This window comes from Microbacterium sp. PA5 (assembly GCF_049860775.1).
GTDB lineage: Bacteria > Actinomycetota > Actinomycetes > Actinomycetales > Microbacteriaceae > Microbacterium.
Genome location: NZ_CP187567.1, coordinates 1,045,447 through 1,062,224, shown reverse-complemented (window position 1 = coordinate 1,062,224; position 16,778 = coordinate 1,045,447). Strand labels below are relative to the sequence as shown.

Genomic DNA, 16,778 nt, shown 5'->3' with positions numbered 1-16,778 from the left:
TGCGCCGGCGGCCGGGAGGGCGCGGCGGCGGGGGTAGCCTCGTTCGCATGGTGTCCCTGCAGCCGCTGCCCGTCGATCACCCCCGCTCCCGCGCACTGCTCACCGACTACTTCGCCATGCGCGGGGAGTCGTTCCCGCAGGGACAGACGTACCGGCCGGTGTTCCCCGAGGCCGCGGTGTTCGCGCCGCCGGCGGGCATCTTCCTCGTCGCGGTCGACGAGGGCGCCGACGTCGGCTGCGGCGGGATCCGGCGCATCGCCGACGGGCCGGACGGCACCCGCTACGAGGTCAAGCACCTGTTCCTGCGGCCCGAGACCCGCGGTCGCGGCTGGGGCCGCGTGCTGCTCGAGGCACTCGAGGATCGTGCGCGCGAATGGGACGCCGCGGACATCGTGCTCGACACCCATCACACCCTCGCGTCTGCCGGCGCCCTGTACTCGCGCAGCGGCTACCTCCCGATCGAGCCGTACAACGACAACCCGAACGCGACGGTGTGGTTGCGGAAGTCGCTGTCGGCCTGACCCGCGCTCCCGCAGACCAGCGACGCGCCCGATGGGCTGACGGTCGTCGTCGGCTCCGGCCGGCTGTGGCGACAAGAAGTGCCGTCTCATCACGCGGACCCGCGCCAGGCCTCCGGGCTACTCGCCGAGCAGCTGCGCGATCGCGTGCGCGGACAGAGCCCGCAGCCACGCGTCGTCGGCGTCCCGCAGCAGCGTCGCGAACGCCACGGCCCAGGCGCGTGCGCGGGCCCACATCGCGTCGTCGTAGCCGTCGCCGAGGTCCGCGCGCAGTCGCGCTCGCCCCGCGGGACCGAACGCCGTCCATGCCACGGCCAGGTCGCACGCGGGGTCGCCGGCGCACATGTCGCCGAAGTCGATCACGGCCTCCAGCCGCCCGCCCCGGGCGATGAGGTTGCCGGGATGGACGTCGCCGTGCACCCAGACGTCGGGCCGCGACCATTCGGGCGCCGCGAGACCGGCATCCCACAGAGCCACGAGCCCCGGCGAGCCCGCCAGGCGCCCGCGGACGACGCCGTCGCGTTCGCGCAGCGGCACGCCCCGCACGGGGTTGCGCGGAGCGTCGGGCGGAGCCACGACGTGGAGTGCCCGCAACGCGGCGGCGACCTCCCCCGCGAGCGCGTCGCGCTCGGCCAGCGGGAGATCGGCCACACGCACCCCGTCGAACCACGGCACGATGCTCCAGCGCCACGGGTAGTCGTCGTCGGGGACGCCCACGGCGACCGGCACCGGCACGCGGACAGGCAGCGCCGGAGCCAGGATCGGGAGCCACCGCTGCTCGTTCTCCACGAGATGAGCGGCCGCCTCGCGCCGCGGCAGCCGGACAGCCAGATCGTCGCCGAGGCGGAAGACCTCGTTGTCCCAACCGGAGGCGACGGCGCGCAGCTCGCCACGGAGCGCCGGATGCTGCGAAGCGAGGAGACGATCGACGTCGGCGGCCGTCAGGGTCACCTCGGCGGGCGGCTGCGGCATCCGCTCAGATCCGCGGGGTCTCGGGCAGGCCCGTGCGCAGCTCCATCGGCAGGTGGGCGAGATCGTTGTGCGACACGAGCGTCCACGGCCTGCCGGGGCGCTGGGCGAGCACGGTGAGGCCGCAATGGGCCTGGTTGAGCGTCAGCCAGCGCCACGCGGGTGCGTCGAGCACCTCCCGGACGAACCACGCGATGACGAAGTTGTGGGTGATGAGGAGCTCGTGCGCGTCGGACTTGCGGGCCAGGAACTCCCCCACCGCATCGGACATCTGCGCCGCTCCCGCGTCGGTCTCGGCCTCGCTGATCCCGCCGAAGAAGGCCTCGTAGACGGCGGGCGTGTCCGGCGTCATCCCCGTCGGGACGCAGTCGAACAGCAGGGACGAGGGCTCGGGGGCGACCGAGGGCAGCCGCTGCGCGACGGCGCGGGCGGTCTCGGCGGCGCGCTCGAGCGGCGAGTGCCAGACCGCCGACAGCGGGACGCCCGAAAGGCGGTCGGCGAGCAGCTCGGCCTGGCGGCGACCGCGCGGCGACAGCGGACCGTCCTCGAGGCCGTGCTCGGCGTCGAGGTGCTCGCCATGGCGCACGAGATAGAGATAGTGCGTCACGTCAGTCTCGATTCGAACGGATGTCGGGGGTCATCCCACCCTACGTCAGGTGCCGCCGGTCACTCCGAGGCGCGAGCGATCTCCGCAAGGTGGGTGCGGCTCAGACGCACACCGACCCCCTGCATGATCTCCTCCACATGGGACGGCGCGAACGCGTTGACGATCGGGGCGACCACGATGCGCTGGGCGAGGAGCCACGCGATCGCCACGGCCGCCGTGGGAACGGCGAGCTCCGCGCCGATCCGATCGAGCGCGCGGAGCGTGCGGGTGCCGCGACGGTTCATCGACGCCGCCAGCTGCACCCCGCGGACCGTCGAGCCCACCCGATCGCGCGAGCGGTGCGCGCCGGTGAGGAAGCCGTGCTCGAGCGCCTGCGAGGCGGTCACCGCGATGCTCTGCGCACCGGCGACCAGACGGAGATCGCCCTCGAAGTCGTGACGGCGGAGGATGTTGTACGGCGCGTCGAGCACCGTCAGGCGCGGGTACCCCGCCGACGACATGATCCGCGCCTCCACGAGCTGCGCCGCCGTGTGCCCGTAGCCGCCGAGAGCCCGGACCTTGCCCGCGTCGACCAGCCACTCCGCGGTGGCGAGGGTGTCTTCCAGCGCGGTCTTCGTGTCGGAGGTCGCGTCGAGGTAGAGGAGGTCGATCCGGTCGGTCTGGAGGCGGGTGAGAGAGGCCTCGACCGCCCGGATGAGGTTGACCGGCCCGAGGCCGGGGTGATCCGCATTGGTGCCGACGCGGACGCCGACCACGAGCTGGTCGCGGGTCGCGCGGGCGCGCATCCATTGGCCGATGATGTATTCGCTGCGTCCGGCGCTGTATCCGTCGGAGGTGTGGAGCGCGTTGCCGCCGCGCTCCGCGTACGCGTCGAGGATGGCGTGGGCGGCGCCGGAATCGACGTGCCACCCGAACTCGCCGCCGCCGAGGACGAGGGGGAACACCCGGAGACCGCTCTCGCCGAGGGGCACGCGGAGGGCGTCGCCGACGGCGGGGCCCTGGACCGGGATCGGCGCGGAGGGATGGGCCGGCGCGTCGAGCGAGGTCATCGTCGTACCCTCGGACGAGGCGTCATGCGGCGTGGAGGACGTGGATCCCGCTCCGAAGAAGCCCATCTGCGCGCACCTCCTCACGATGTCGTGGAGATCCGTGGCGCCCACGCATCCCCCGATGCGTCACCTCCGAGAGTAGGCCAGCCCTGCGACACCGCAGCGCTTTGCGGCCAACGCGCGGTAAACATTGCATAACGCTTTGATCGCGGTGACTCCCCGGCCGAGGCCGCCGCAATCTTTCGGCAGTCCATCAGCGATTTCGTGCGGGATCCGAACGAAAACGACGGATGCCCGCCGCGTCCCCGAGGGGAGGCGACGGGCATCCGTGGACCGTGGGCGATCAGCCCTCGGCGGGCGCGTCTCCCGGGCCCTCGCTGGCAGCAGCGGAGCCCTCCTGGTCGGCGGCCTCTTCGAGCACCGGCTCGAGCGACAGCTTGCCGCGGTCGTCGATCTTCGTGATGCGCACGAGCAGCTTCTGCCCGACGCCCAGCACGTCCTCGACGTTCTCGACGCGCTTGCCGCCGGCGAGCTTGCGGACCTCGCTGACGTGCAGCAGGCCGTCCTTGCCGGGAAGGAGCGAGACGAACGCACCGAACGTGGCGATCTTCACGACCGTTCCGAGGAACTGCTCGCCGACCTCCGGGTTGGTGGGGTTGGCGATCGCGTTGACCTGGGCGCGGGCGGCCTCGGCCGACGGGCCGTCGGTCGCACCGATGTAGACGGTGCCGTCCTCCTCGATGGAGATCTGCGCGCCGGTCTCGTCCTGGATCGCGTTGATCGTCTTGCCCTTGGGTCCGATGAGCTCGCCGATCTTGTCGACGGGGATCTGGACGCTGATCACGCGGGGCGCGGTCGGAGCCATCTCGTCGGGGCCGTCGATGGCGGCGTTCAGGACGTTCAGGATCGTGAGGCGCGCCTCCTTGGCCTGCGTCAGCGCGGCCGAGAGCACCGACGACGGGATGCCGTCGAGCTTCGTGTCGAGCTGGATCGCGGTAACGAACTCGCTCGTGCCGGCGACCTTGAAGTCCATGTCGCCGAGCGCGTCCTCGGCGCCCAGGATGTCGGTGAGCGCCGCGTAGCGGGTCTGGCCGTCGACCTGGTCGGAGACGAGGCCCATCGCGATGCCGGCGACGGGAGCGCGCAGCGGCACACCCGCGTTCAGGAGCGAGAGGGTCGAGGCGCACACCGAGCCCATCGACGTCGAGCCGTTGGAGCCGAGGGCCTCGGACACCTGGCGGATCGCGTACGGGAACTCCTCGCGGCTGGGCAGCACCGGCACGAGCGCGCGCTCGGCCAGGAAGCCGTGCCCGATCTCGCGACGCTTGGGGCTGCCGACGCGACCGGTCTCACCGGTCGAGTACGGCGGGAAGTTGTAGTGGTGCATGTAGCGCTTGCTCGTGACGGGCGACAGCGAATCGATCTGCTGCTCCATCTTGAGCATGTTCAGCGTGGTGACGCCCAGGATCTGGGTCTCGCCGCGCTGGAAGATCGCCGAGCCGTGGACGCGCGGGATGACCTGCACCTCGGCGTCGAGCGGACGGATGTCGGCCAGGCCGCGACCGTCGATGCGCACGCCCTCGCTGAGGATGCGGCCGCGGACGATCGTCTTCGTGACCGACTTGTACGCGGCACCGAACTCGAGCGTCGCGACGGCGGGCAGCTCGCCCGCCTCGACGGCGGCGAGCAGCTCGGCCTTGACGGCGTCCTTGATCGCGTCGTCGGCGTTCTGGCGCTCCTGCTTGTCGGCGATCTGGTAGACCGGAACGAGCTGGTCGTAGGCGCGGCCGGCGACGAAGTCGTAGACCTCCTGGCTGTACGCGGGGAAGACCGGGTACGGCTGGATCTCCTTGGCGGCGGTGTTCGCGACCACGTTCTGCGCGGCGACGAGCTCCTTGATGAAGGGCTTGGAGGCCTCGAGGCCCTGGGCCACGATCTCCTCGCTGGGCTTGACGGCGCCGGCCTTGATGAGGTTCCAGCTGTGCTCGGTGGCCTCGGCCTCGACCATCATGATCGCGACGTCGCCGTCGGGCAGGACGCGGCCGGCGACGATGAGGTCGAACACGGCCTCCTCGAGCTGGGTGACGGTCGGGAAGGCGACCCACTGGTCGGCGTGCTCGCCGTGACCCGGGATGAGCGCGAGGCGCACACCGGCGATCGGGCCGGAGAAGGGCAGACCGGAGATCTGGGTCGACAGCGAGGCCGCGTTGATGGCGAGCGCGTCGTAGAACTCGCCCGGGGCGATCGACAGCACGGTCACGACGATCTGCACCTCGTTGCGGAGGCCGTCGACGAACGACGGGCGCAGCGGGCGGTCGATGAGACGGCAGACGAGGATGGCCTCGGTGGAGGGGCGTCCCTCACGACGGAAGAACGAGCCGGGGATCTTGCCGGCGGCGTACGAGCGCTCCTCGACGTCGACGGTCAGCGGGAAGAAGTCGAACCCTTCGCGGGGGTGCTTGCCGGCGCTGGTGGCCGACAGGAGCATCGTCTCTTCGTCGAGGTAGGCCGCGACAGCGCCCTGCGCCTGCTGCGCGAGGCGTCCGGTCTCGAACCGGATGGTGCGGGTGCCGAAGCGTCCGTTGTCGAGGACGGCTTCGGCGGCGGTGATTTCAGGACCTTCCAAGAGGTCTCTCCTTCTTTGTTTAGACTCGCACGCGCGTCTCGCGCACGAGGTCGATCGAAGGAGCAGGAACAGGCAGATCTCGACGCGCGACGCGGTCGCGGGACTCGTCAGCACTGGCCACCAGTCGAAAGCCACCGTTCGAGACGGGGACCCACCACAGGGGACCAGCTTCCTGCCGGCCTGCTCCAGGTTCTCAACCTGCGTTGAGAGCTCAGTGTGAAGTTGAGCGGATGCCGCAAGGCAACCTTCGCAAGCCTACCAGTCGCCCTCTGGCCTGCGTATCGTGGGGGCATGAGCAGTGATGACACCGCCCCCGGGGCGTCCGAGGACCTGAAGCGCAAGTTCAAGGAGGCGCTCGACAAGAAGAACGCACAGCACCGCGAAGGCGAGGCCCACCTGGACGGCGACTCCGCCGTCCACGGCACGCACGGTGCGATCACCAAGCGGGAGTTCCGCCGCAAGAGCGGCTGACTCGCGGCATCGACACGACGACGGCCCGGCGCTCGAGGAGCACCGGGCCGTCGTCGTGTCCATCCGGGGTACGTCAGCGGGTCGTCAGCGCCTCCGTCGGAGCGGGGCGCTCTGCGGCGCCGGCGTCGTGCTCGCCGCGATCGCCCTCGCCGTGGTCGCCCGACAGTGTGGACTCGTCGAACGGCAGCCGCCCTGCCAGCACCTCGCGGGCGCGGTCCCTGTCGATCTCGCGGGTCCACGTGCCGATGAGGAGCGTGGCCACCGCGTTGCCGGTGAAGTTCGTGAGCGCTCGTCCTTCGGACATGAAGCGGTCGATGCCGACGATGACGCCCACACCGTCCACCAGGTCGGGGCGGTAGGCCTGCAGACCGCCGGCGAGCGTGGCGAGCCCGGCGCCGGTCACGCCCGCGGCGCCCTTGCTCGCGATGATCATGAAGACCAGGAGACCGATCTGCTCCGGGATCGACATCGGCGCCCCCATGCCCGCGGCGATGAACAGCGACGCCATCGTCAGGTAGATCGCCGTGCCGTCGAGGTTGAAGGAGTACCCGGTGGGGACGGTGATGCCCACCACCGGCTTGGAGACGCCGACGTGCTCCATCTTGGCGATGAGGCGCGGCAGCGCCGACTCGCTGGAGGAGGTGCCCACGATCAGCAGGTACTCGCGGCCGAGGTACTTCATGAGCCGGAAGATGTTGATCTTCGAGACCGCCCACAGCAGCGTGCCCAGCACGCCGACGATGAAGAGGATGCAGGTGATGTAGAAGGCGATCATGAGGACGCCGAGGCTGACGATCGCGGCGGCCCCCGTCTTGCCGACCACGGCGGCGATCGCGCCGAAGGCGCCCACCGGAGCCAGCCAGAGGATCATGCCGAGGATGCGGAACACCAGCGTCTGCAGCTGCTTCACCGCGAACATGATCGGCTCGCCCTTGGAGCCCAGGCCCTGCAGGGCGAATCCCACCAGGAGCGCGATGAACAGCACCTGCAGCACGCTCTCGCCCGTGAAGGCGGAGAAGAACGTCGTCGGGATGATGCCGAGCAGGAACTCCGTCGTCGTCTTGGGCTCGCCGAGGTCCTTCGTGTCGTAGGTGGCGGACTGCATGTTCAGCCCTTCACCCGGGTGGATGAGGTTGCCGACCACCAGGCCGATCGCGAGGGCGAAGGTCGACATGAGCATGAAGTAGCCGAGGGCGAGGCCGCCGATCTTGCCGACGGTGGCCGCCTTCGCGATCGAGCCGACGCCGACCACGATCGTGCAGAAGATGATCGGCGCGATCATCATCTTGATGAGGCCGACGAATGCCTTGCCGAGGGGCTCGAGACTCACCCCGACCTCCGGCCAGACGAGCCCGATGGTCGCGCCGAGGACGACGGCGATGATGACCGACACGTAGAGCCAGGTGTGCCTGTCCCATGATCTGCCCGGCCGCCGGATGAAGTCGGGGATGCGGATCGATGTCGTGGAGAGGGCCATGTCTTCCTCCTGGGTGAACGGTCGTTGTTCGAGGCCGCCGACGTCGGCGGGATGCATCCAGGGTGTGCCGCGTTCCGGCCCGGGTCGATTTGTGGTCGTATTGGTCGCGGGCAGGCCCCGGCGGGCGATCGCCGGCGGAGACGGAGGGTGCGATGGCGCGAGGGATCGGGCGCAGTGCGGCGTCGCAGGTGTTCATCGCCCTGTCGATCGCCGTCGTCGTGACCGCCCTGCTGACGTCGGGCCTGCTCCTGTTCGAGGGCCAGCGCAGCGCGCGCGCCGAAGCGGAGCGGGTCACGCACGCGGTCGCCCAGACCCTCGCCGACTCCCCCGAGGTGCGCGCGGCGCTGGCCGCCGACGGCGCCCGGGCGACCCCGGTGCTGCAGCCGATCGCGGCCGCCGTCATCGACGACGCCCCGGTGGACTTCGTGACGATCATGGATGCCGACGGCACCCGCGCCACCCACCCCGACCCCCGGCAGATCGGCCGCACCTACCTGGGCACCATCCCCGCCGCGCCTGTGCCGCTGACCGAGGAGTTCACCGGCACGCTCGGCCCGTCGCTGCGGACGATCGCCCCCGTCGAGCAGGACGGCCGGCTCGTCGGCTGGGTGTCGGTCGGGGTGACGGTCGAGACGGTGTCGGCGGCGATCGTGCCGCGTCTGCTCGCCGCCCTCGGCATCGGCGCCGCCCTCGTGATCGCCGGCGTCGCCGGGGCGCTCCTGGCGCGGCGGTTCACCCGCCGCCTCGCCGGCGACCTCCCCGCCGGCGAGATCCGCGACACCCTCGCCGCGGCGGAGTCGATGCGCACGCTGGGTGAAGCGCTGCGCGCCCAGACCCACGAGCACGGCAACCGTCTGCACGCGGCGGTCGCCCTGCTCGAGCTCGGTCGCACCGAGGAGGCGATCGACCTGCTGAGCGCCTCGGCCCAGCGCAGCCAGTCGCTCGTGGACCAGGTGACGGCCCGCTCCGACGGCGATCCCACGGTGGCTGCGCTGCTGCTCGGCAAGACCGCGCAGGCGGCCGAGCGCGGCGTGGAGCTCACCGTCGACCTCGACCCCGGCGCCCCCCAGTCGCTGCTCCCGCCCATCGACCAGGTGGCACTGGTGGGCAACCTCCTCGACAACGCCGTGGACGCCGCCGCCGCGGGCGACGCGCCGCGGTGGGTGCGGGTGCGGCTCGCGCGCACGGCCGAGGCGGAGCTGGTGCTGGAAATCTCCGACAGCGGGCCGGGCATCCCCGCCCATCTGCGCTCGCGCGTGTTCGAGCGGGGCTTCTCCACCAAGCCGGCCGGTGCCGAGGGCCGCGGCGTGGGCCTGGCACTGGCACGGGCGCTGGTCGACGACATCGGCGGGTCGATCGTGATCGCCGCCCATCCGCCGACCACCTTCCGGGTCGTGCTCCCCACGGAGGCCTCGTGATCCGCGTGCTGCTCGTCGACGACGACGCCCTCACCCTCGAGCTCCACCGCGGCTTCATCGCACGGCTGGAGGGCTTCGAGGTCGCCGGCGAGTGCACCGGGGCCCGCGCGGCGGTGGAGGCCGTGCTCTCGCGTCCCGACATCGACCTCGTCCTGCTGGACATGACGATGCCCGACGGCAGCGGGCTGGACGTGCTCCGACACGTCCGCGCGCGGGGAAGCGCGGTCGACGTGATCGCGGTGACGGGTGTGCGGGATGCCGAGGCGGTCCGCCAGACCGTAGGACTCGGCGTCGTGCAGTACCTCGTGAAGCCGGTGACCTACGCGGTGTTCGCGGACCGTCTCGCGCAGTACCGCGACTACCACCGCCGCACGCGGGAGTCGTCGGGCCCCTCGACGCAGGAGGAGATCGACGCGCTGCTGGCGGCGTCACGGGCGACCGGGACCATCCGTCTGCCGAAGGGCCTCGCGGCCGACACGCTCGAGCGGGTCACCGCCGCTGTCCGCACCGACGGGGCGCTCTCAGCGCGCGAGGCGGCGGAGAAGCTGGGGATGTCGCGGGTCGCCGCGCGGCGATACCTGGAGCATCTCGCGTCCGCCGGCCGCGTGGAGCGGGCGTCACGCTACGGCGGTCAGGGCCGACCCGAGACGGAGTACCGCTGGCACCGGTGACGTGCCCGACAATGGACGGATGAGCCTGCCCCGTATCGCCATGCCCGCCCGCCTCTCGGACCCCGAGGGGGCGGATGCCCGCGTGGGGCTGGCCAACGCCATCTTCGACGACGTCGCCGAGCTCGTGCGCTCCGAGGACCTCGATGTCGTCGTCGTCCGCACGGCAGACCTGGCCGGCTTCGACGGCCTCGTCCTCCCCGGCGGCGGGGATGTCGATCCGGCGCGCTACGGGGGCGACACCGGGGCGGCCGTCTACGACGTGAACCCCGCGCAGGATCAGCTCGATCTCGACATCCTCGCCGCGGCGCTCGGCCGCGGCATCCCGGTGCTCGGCGTCTGCCGGGGACTCCAGGTGATCAACGTCGCCCTCGGGGGCACGCTCGTGGAGGATCTGCCCGCCTCATCGGTCCTCCACACCCCCGCGTCGGACGGCGACGGCGGGCTGGCCTGGACCTGGCACGACGTGACGGTGGCCGAGGGCTCGCACCTGCACGCGGCCACCGGCGCGACCACCATCCCGGTCGCGTCGGGACACCATCAGGCCATCGGCCGGCTCGGCAGCGACCTGGTGGCCACCGCCGTCGCCGACGACGGCGTGATCGAGGCGGTCGAGCACACCGGCGCCCCCGTCCTGGCGGTGCAGTGGCACCCCGAGGCCGAGGGCACGCCGGTGGCGCTGGCGGCCGCTCCGTTCGCGGCGTTCGCGGACCTGGTCCACGCCCGGATGGCGTCGCCGGCGGTCGGCTGACCGTCCTGCGGGCTACTCCCCCGCCAGGCCGCCCAGCAGGTGGCCGAACGAGCGCCCCTCACCGAGGTAGCTGTCCGGATCGAACGGATCGGACGCGGTCGCCGCCTCCCGCCGCGCGATCGCCTCGGCGAGCTCGCGTGCGCCGCGCTCGACGCGGGCGCTCAGCGGCGCGACCTCGTCGGCCGCCGCACCCCAGTCGCTCGACGCGGCGAACACGCCGGTGGAGACGGGCTCCGCGTGGAGATAGGTGAACAGCGGGCGGATCGCGTAGTCGATCGCCAGCGAGTGGCGGGCCGTGCCGGCGTTTGCGCCGATCAGGACCGGCGTGCCGGTGAGCGCGTCGGGGTCGAGCACGTCGATGAACGACTTGAACAGCCCCGAGTAGCTCGTCGAGAAGATCGGCGTCACCGCGATCACGGCATCGGCCGAGACGACGGAGTTGATGGCCGACTCCAGCGCGGGCGGCGCGAATCCGGTGAGGAGGTTGTTCGCGATGTCGTGCGCGTGATCGCGCAGCTCGATGGTGTCCACCGACGCCTCGATCCCGCGGGCCGACAGCTCGGCGACCGTGGCCGCCGCCAGCCGGTCGGCCAGCATCCGCGTCGAGGAGGGGTTGGAGAGACCTGCCGAGATGACGGAGATGCGCCGCGCGGTCATCGTCCCGCTCCCACACCGAATGCCGCACCCGCGGGGGCCGGCGTGTCCTGGTAGGGCGAGGGGCCGCTGAGGTTGTCGCCGCGGTTGGCCCGCGGGCGGGCTTCGCGAGCCGGGCCGTCGCCGTAGGCCGCGCGGACCAGCGACGCGTGCGTCGGGGCGTCGGGGACGTTCGCCGGGCGGTCGGCCGCGAACTCCTTGCGGAGCGCGGGGACGACCTCGCCCCCGAGGAAGTCGAGCTGCTCGAGCACCGTCTTCAGCGGCAGTCCCGCGTGGTCGACGAGGAAGAGCTGACGCTGGTAGTCGCCGAACAGCTCGCGCATGCCGGCGTAACGGTCGATGACCTGCTGCGGCGATCCGACCGTCAGCGGCGTCATCTCGGAGAAGTCCTCGAGCGTGGGGCCGTGACCGTAGACGGGGGCGTTGTCGAAGTACGGACGGAACTGCGCGACGGCGTCCTGCGAGTTCTTCGCCATGAACGCCTGACCGCCCAGACCGACGATCGCCGTCTCGGGGGCGCCGTGACCGTAGTGCTCCCAGCGCTGGCGGTACAGCGCGATGAGGCGCTGATAGTGCTCCGCAGGCCAGAAGATGTTGTTCGCGAAGAAGCCGTCGCCGTAGTAGGCGGCCTGCTCGGCGATCTCGGGGGTGCGGATCGAGCCGTGCCAGACGAACGGCGCGACGCCGTCCAGGGGCCGCGGCGTGGAGGTGAAGCCCTGGAGCGAGGTGCGGAACTTGCCCTCCCAGTCGACGACGTCCTCGCGCCACAGCTTGTGCAGCAGGGCGTAGTTCTCGATCGACAGCGGGAGGCCCTGGCGGATGTCCTTGCCGAACCAGGGGTAGACCGGGCCCGTGTTGCCGCGGCCGAGCATGAGGTCCATGCGCCCGCCCGACAGGTGCTGCAGCATGGCGTAGTCCTCGGCGATCTTCACCGGGTCGTTGGTCGTGATGAGGGTCGTGGCGGTCGACAGCACCAGGCGCTCGGTCTGCGCGGCGATGTAGGCGAGGGTCGTGGTGGGCGAGCTCGACCAGAACGGCGGGTTGTGGTGCTCGCCGAGCGCGAAGACGTCGAGTCCGACCTCTTCGGCGTGCTTCGCGATCTCGACCGTCGCGCGGATGCGCTCGGCCTCGCTCGGGGTGTGCCCGGTGGTGGGATCCTGAGTGATGTCGCTGACGGTGAAGATGCCGAACTGCATGCCCGGCCAGGTGGTGGTGGTTGTCTCGCTCACGGTCTCTTCCGCTTCCTGGATGCTCGTGGCATCCGATACATGCAAGTGAATGTATCTCCTACAACACGGTGGGGTCCAGAGTATTCCCGGCGGAATCGCCGATGTGGGTCGTCACCGCGTGCGGCGGCTCGGTCGCCCGTCGCTGGAACTCCAGGATGGCCGGATTGAGGACCACGCCGTCTCGGATCTCGACCGCTCGCGCGATCGTCTCGCTCTGCGCCCACGAGGACGGTCCGGCCATCACTGTCGGCACGAACCGCAGCAGCGCGTCGCTGATCTCCCAGCTCGCCGAGTTCCACAGGTAGGACGGACTGTGGTCCACCGCGTAGTAGTTCACCCCGCCGCCCACGGTGAACATCGGATCGGCGAAGCTCGTCATCCGCGCCCACTCGAACGCCATGCCCTCGTCGCAGGAGACGTCGACGATCAGGCTTCCGGGCCGGAACGCGGCCAGGTCGCTCTCCCGGAGGTAGAGCAGCGGACGGTTCGGGTCCTGGAGCGTGCAGTTCACGACGATGTCGCTCTCGGCCAGGAACGGCGCCAGCGGGACGCGTCCCTCGTCCGTGAGGACCTCGCTCGAGTACGGACCCTCGTCGTGGTCGAACTGGATCATGTGCGCCGCGTGGATCGGCGCGGCGACCGACGCGGTGCGGCGATTCGTGAGCACCCGCACCTCCTGCACGCCCTGCGCACGCAACGCGGTGACGGCACCGCGCGCGGTGGCGCCGAAGCCGATGACGACGGCGGTGAGCCGGCGGCCGTAATCGGCGGTCGAGCCGCACAGCTGCAGGGCATGCAGCACGGAGCAGTACCCGGCGAGCTCGTTGTTCTTGTGGAAGACATGCAGCCCGAAGGCCCCGTCGGAGCCCCAGTGCTGCATCGCCTCGAAGGCGATCACGGTCAGCCGTTCGTCGATCGCGAGCTGGGTGAGCTCCGGGTCCTGCACGAGGTGCGGCCACCCCCACAGCACCTGCCCCTCGCGGAGCTCCCGCACGTCCGCCGCCTGGGGCTTCGGGAGCAGCACGACATCGGCCTCCGCGATCACCGCGTCCCGGGGAGCGATCCTCCCGACGAGGGGACGCAGCTCATCGTCGGAGACACCGAAACGCCTCCCGTAGCCGGCCTCGAGGAGAAGCCGCGGCCGCAGCTCCTCGGGGATCCGGTCCAGGTGCGCCGGGTGGAGCGGCACGCGCCGCTCGTCGGGCTTTCGCGACGTGCCGACGACCCCGAGAGTCAGTCCGGTGGTCTGGGTCATGATCGTCCTCATCCCGTCAGCGGATCGGACAGACCCGAGGGTGCTGACGCTACACCCCGCCTCGCCGTCCGCCGTGCCGGTAACGAACGGCAACACGCGCACCCCGGGCCGCGCCGGGTGCCTATCCTCGCCTCATGCCGGATCTGAACCTGCCCGTCCTCGACCTCTCGCTGCTCGATCAGGGGCCGGACGCCGCCGCCCGCTTCCGGGCGGAGCTGCGCCGAGCGACCCACGAGGTCGGCTTCTTCTACCTCACGGGGACCGGCGTGACCCCCGCACTGGAGCAGCGGCTGCATCGGGCGGCGCGCGACTTCTTCGCTTTGCCCGAGGCCGACAAGCTCGCCATCGAGAACGTGCGGAGCCCGCATTTCCGCGGCTACACCCGCATCGGCGGCGAGCGCACGCAGGGGCGGGTGGACTGGCGCGAGCAGATCGACATCGGCCCCGAGCGCGAGGCCGTCGCCGACCCGGACGCCCCCGACTTCGCACGTCTCATCGGACCGAACCTGTGGCCTGCGGCGCAGCCGGAGCTGCAAGAGGTCGCCGCCGAGTGGCAGGCGCATCTCACCGAGGTCGCCCGCACCCTCCTGCGCGCCTGGGCGCTCGCGCTCGGCGCCGACGAGGACTACTTCGACCGGCACTTCGGCGAGCCCTCGACCCTGCTGAAGATCGTCCGCTACCCGGGGACCGACGCGCCCGAGCCCCAGCAGGGCGTCGGCGCGCACAAGGACTCGGGCGTCCTCACCCTGCTGTGGGTCGAGCCCGGCGCGCGCGGGCTCCAGGTCGAGCGCGACGGCGCCTGGGTCGACGCTCCCCCGGTGCCCGGCGCCTTCGTGGTCAACATCGGCGAGATGCTCGAGTACGCGACCGGCGGCTACCTCATCGCCACGAACCACCGCGTGGTCTCGCCGCGCTTTCCCGAGGACCGCATCTCGGTGCCGTTCTTCTTCAACCCGGCGCTCGGCAGCCGGCTCCCGGTGATCGAACTGCCCGCCGAACTGGCGGCGAAGGCACGAGGCGTGACACAGGACCCGGCGAATCCGATCCACGCGCTGTACGGCGAGAACGCGCTCAAGTCGCGCCTGCGCGCGCACCCCGACGTCGCCGCGATCCACCACGCCGATCTGGTCGCAGCCCGAGCATCCTCGGCGGGCGCTTAGCCGCGACATCCGCTCGCCGCACGGGCGGATGTCCCACTTTCTGCCGCTACCGGCGCGCCCAACCGGCACAAAGTGGGACACGGCCGCACCCCGTCCGGGAATGACGAAGGCCGCCCCACACCCGGGGCGGCCTTCTCAAGAATGTTCTGCGCGATTGAACGCTGGCAGCGATGCCTTAGCGGCGGAGTCCGAGACGCTCGATCAGCGCGCGGTAGCGCGAGATGTCGATGTCCTGGAGGTAGCCGAGCAGACGACGGCGCTGACCGACGAGCAGGAACAGCCCACGACGCGAGTGGTGGTCGTGCTTGTGCTCCTTGAGGTGCTCGGTGAGGTCCTTGATGCGCTGCGTCAGCATCGCGACCTGCACCTCGGGGGATCCGGTGTCACCGGGGTGCGTCGCGTACTCTTCGATGATCGCCTTCTTGACGTCTGCATCCAGTGCCATAGGTGATCCCCTCTCTCTTCGTTGCGCGGCGCCCGACGCCTGATGCGTGGGCTCTCTTTATCCGCGGCCGATCGAACGGCAACCTGACGAGTCTACCAGCGATTAGGCTCGACGAGTGCCCCGCTCCGCCCCGCCCGCCTCCGCCCGCCGAGGCGCCGGGGGCCGGCGATGAGGGCGCGTCTCAGCCGGGACTCCTTCCTCGATCTGCGGCCGTTCCGCCACAGTCCGGCGTTCACCCGGATGTGGATCGGCTCGACGCTCGCGGGCCTCGGCGGGCAGCTGACGATCGTGGCCGTCATGCTGCACATGTTCGACCTCACCGGCTCGACCTTCGCCGTGGCCATGATCGCCGTCGCCGGGCTGCTGCCGATGGTGATCGCGGGCCTGTACGGCGGGATGCTCGCCGATGCGTTCGACCGCCGACGGGTGGCGCTCGTCGCGGCATCCGTCACGTTCGTCTCCACCCTGCTGCTGGCCGTGCTCGCGTGGGGACAGCTCGAGACCGTCTGGTGGCTCTACGCGCTCAGCATCGTCAACTCGGCGGCGAACTCGATCGTCATGGCCGCGCGGCAGTCCATCGTGCCGCGCCTGCTCCCCCGCGAGCTGCTGCCGGCGGCCTCCGCGCTCGGCGGGATCACGATGGGGATCATGGTCATGGGCGGGCCGGCCCTGGCCGGGGTGCTCGTCGCCTTCACGGGCTACGCGTGGACCTACTCGATCGACGTCGTCCTCATGCTCGCCAACTTCCTCGGCCTGCTCACCCTGCCCGCCATCCTCCCCGAGGGCGTGGTCGTGCGTCCGGGATGGGCGTCGTTGCGCGACGGATGGCAGTTCCTGCGTCGCGCGTCGAACATCCGCCTCCAGTTCCTGCTCGACATCATCGCGATGACGTTCGGCCAGCCGATCGCGCTGTTCCCCGCGATCGGGGCGCTGCTGCTGGGCGGCGGGGCGATCACGACGGGGCTGCTCACCGCCTCCATCGCCGCGGGCGCCTTCCTCTCGAGCGTGTTCTCGGGGCCGGTCGGACGCGTGCGCCGGCAGGGCCTGGGCATCGAGCGCGCCATCATCGCCTACGGGGCGGCCATCGCCCTGTTCGGCGTGGCGCTCGGCCTGGGCGCGCTCGGGGCGTTCGCTCCCCCCGTCGTCGACGAGGCGCACGCGAACGTGACCGTGATCGCGCTGGCCATGCTCGCACTGGCGGCAGCGGGAGCCGCGGACAACATCAGCTCGATCTTCCGCAACACGATGGTGCAGGCGGCCGTGCCCGACGCCGTCCGCGGGCGGCTCCAGGGCATCTTCATCGTCGTCGTCGCCGGTGGGCCGAGGCTCGGCTCGCTGTACGCGGGGACCCTGGCGACCCTCTCGGCGCTGTGGTTCCCCCCGCTGCTCGGCGGCGTGGTCATCATCGTGCTCGTGGCGACCCTCGTGCGCCTGAGTCCCCGCTTCCGCGCCTACGACGCGCTCGAGCCCACCCCCTGATG

The 16,778-nt window shown here is 71.2% G+C and carries 16 protein-coding genes; 7 read left to right on the top strand and 9 right to left on the bottom strand.

The features are described from left to right. Positions 1–47: 47 nt before the first annotated feature. Entirely contained in the window at positions 48–521 is a 474-nt protein-coding gene (locus tag ACPWUT_RS04840; RefSeq protein ID WP_425841209.1) for a GNAT family N-acetyltransferase, read from the top strand. Between the two features lie 117 nt (positions 522–638). Here the strand turns inward: ACPWUT_RS04840 and ACPWUT_RS04835 are convergent, their stop codons facing one another. From ACPWUT_RS04835 to ACPWUT_RS04820, 4 genes are all read right to left on the bottom strand, one after another. After that, on the bottom strand, positions 639–1,490 hold the full coding sequence (locus ACPWUT_RS04835) for an aminoglycoside phosphotransferase family protein (RefSeq protein WP_425841206.1): 852 nt from the start codon (positions 1,488–1,490) through the stop codon (positions 639–641). Positions 1,491–1,494: 4 nt separating this feature from the next. Continuing rightward, entirely contained in the window at positions 1,495–2,094 is a 600-nt protein-coding gene (locus ACPWUT_RS04830; protein ID WP_284529290.1) for a histidine phosphatase family protein, read from the bottom strand. A gap of 59 nt (positions 2,095–2,153) precedes the next feature. Further along, a complete protein-coding gene (locus tag ACPWUT_RS04825) occupies positions 2,154–3,209 on the bottom strand; it encodes an aldo/keto reductase (protein WP_425841202.1) in 1,056 nt (351 codons plus the stop codon). A 277-nt stretch (positions 3,210–3,486) separates the two neighbouring features. Continuing rightward, the gene (locus ACPWUT_RS04820; RefSeq protein ID WP_425841199.1) at positions 3,487–5,769 is read right to left on the bottom strand and encodes a polyribonucleotide nucleotidyltransferase; all 2,283 of its coding nucleotides are present in this window, start codon (positions 5,767–5,769) and stop codon (positions 3,487–3,489) included. Between the two features lie 291 nt (positions 5,770–6,060). Between ACPWUT_RS04820 and ACPWUT_RS04815 the strand changes: the two genes are divergently transcribed. After that, complete coding sequence (locus ACPWUT_RS04815; RefSeq protein ID WP_284529287.1) at positions 6,061–6,240, top strand: DUF5302 domain-containing protein; 180 nt, start codon at positions 6,061–6,063, stop codon at positions 6,238–6,240. Positions 6,241–6,313: 73 nt separating this feature from the next. Here the strand turns inward: ACPWUT_RS04815 and ACPWUT_RS04810 are convergent, their stop codons facing one another. Continuing rightward, positions 6,314–7,717, bottom strand: coding sequence for a cation:dicarboxylate symporter family transporter (locus tag ACPWUT_RS04810; protein ID WP_425841195.1), 1,404 nt, complete (start codon positions 7,715–7,717; stop codon positions 6,314–6,316). A gap of 152 nt (positions 7,718–7,869) precedes the next feature. On the opposite strand from ACPWUT_RS04810, the gene ACPWUT_RS04805 reads away from it, so the two are divergent. Genes ACPWUT_RS04805 through ACPWUT_RS04795 form a run of 3 tightly spaced genes read left to right on the top strand, consistent with a single transcriptional unit; the run spans position 7,870 to position 10,554 of the window. Beyond that, a complete protein-coding gene (locus ACPWUT_RS04805) occupies positions 7,870–9,135 on the top strand; it encodes a sensor histidine kinase (RefSeq protein ID WP_425841192.1) in 1,266 nt (421 codons plus the stop codon). Next, positions 9,132–9,806, top strand: a complete 675-nt coding sequence (locus tag ACPWUT_RS04800) for a response regulator (protein WP_425841189.1) — start codon at positions 9,132–9,134, stop codon at positions 9,804–9,806. The genes ACPWUT_RS04805 and ACPWUT_RS04800 overlap by 4 nt, the downstream gene beginning before the upstream one ends. 19 nt (positions 9,807–9,825) lie before the next feature. Continuing rightward, positions 9,826–10,554 carry a gamma-glutamyl-gamma-aminobutyrate hydrolase family protein gene (locus tag ACPWUT_RS04795; RefSeq protein WP_425841186.1) on the top strand — a complete coding sequence of 243 codons (729 nt, stop codon included), beginning with the start codon at positions 9,826–9,828 and terminating at the stop codon, positions 10,552–10,554. 12 nt (positions 10,555–10,566) lie between these two features. Here the strand turns inward: ACPWUT_RS04795 and ACPWUT_RS04790 are convergent, their stop codons facing one another. The 3 genes from ACPWUT_RS04790 to ACPWUT_RS04780 form a co-directional block, all read right to left on the bottom strand. Next, complete coding sequence (locus tag ACPWUT_RS04790) at positions 10,567–11,211, bottom strand: FMN reductase (protein WP_284529281.1); 645 nt, start codon at positions 11,209–11,211, stop codon at positions 10,567–10,569. Beyond that, positions 11,208–12,404, bottom strand: a complete 1,197-nt coding sequence (locus tag ACPWUT_RS04785; RefSeq protein WP_284529591.1) for an LLM class flavin-dependent oxidoreductase — start codon at positions 12,402–12,404, stop codon at positions 11,208–11,210. The genes ACPWUT_RS04790 and ACPWUT_RS04785 overlap by 4 nt, the downstream gene beginning before the upstream one ends. Before the next feature lie 91 nt (positions 12,405–12,495). Then, the gene (locus ACPWUT_RS04780) at positions 12,496–13,692 is read right to left on the bottom strand and encodes a N(5)-(carboxyethyl)ornithine synthase (RefSeq protein ID WP_425841182.1); all 1,197 of its coding nucleotides are present in this window, start codon (positions 13,690–13,692) and stop codon (positions 12,496–12,498) included. 134 nt (positions 13,693–13,826) lie between these two features. Between ACPWUT_RS04780 and ACPWUT_RS04775 the strand changes: the two genes are divergently transcribed. Beyond that, positions 13,827–14,852: an isopenicillin N synthase family dioxygenase gene (locus ACPWUT_RS04775; RefSeq protein ID WP_425841179.1), complete on the top strand. Its 1,026-nt coding sequence runs from the start codon at positions 13,827–13,829 to the stop codon at positions 14,850–14,852. A gap of 175 nt (positions 14,853–15,027) precedes the next feature. On the opposite strand, the gene rpsO is transcribed toward ACPWUT_RS04775, so the two are convergent. Continuing rightward, entirely contained in the window at positions 15,028–15,297 is a 270-nt protein-coding gene (gene rpsO / locus ACPWUT_RS04770; RefSeq protein ID WP_284529279.1) for a 30S ribosomal protein S15, read from the bottom strand. A gap of 168 nt (positions 15,298–15,465) precedes the next feature. Between rpsO and ACPWUT_RS04765 the strand changes: the two genes are divergently transcribed. After that, a complete protein-coding gene (locus ACPWUT_RS04765; RefSeq protein ID WP_425841174.1) occupies positions 15,466–16,776 on the top strand; it encodes an MFS transporter in 1,311 nt (436 codons plus the stop codon). Positions 16,777–16,778: the final 2 nt, after the last annotated feature.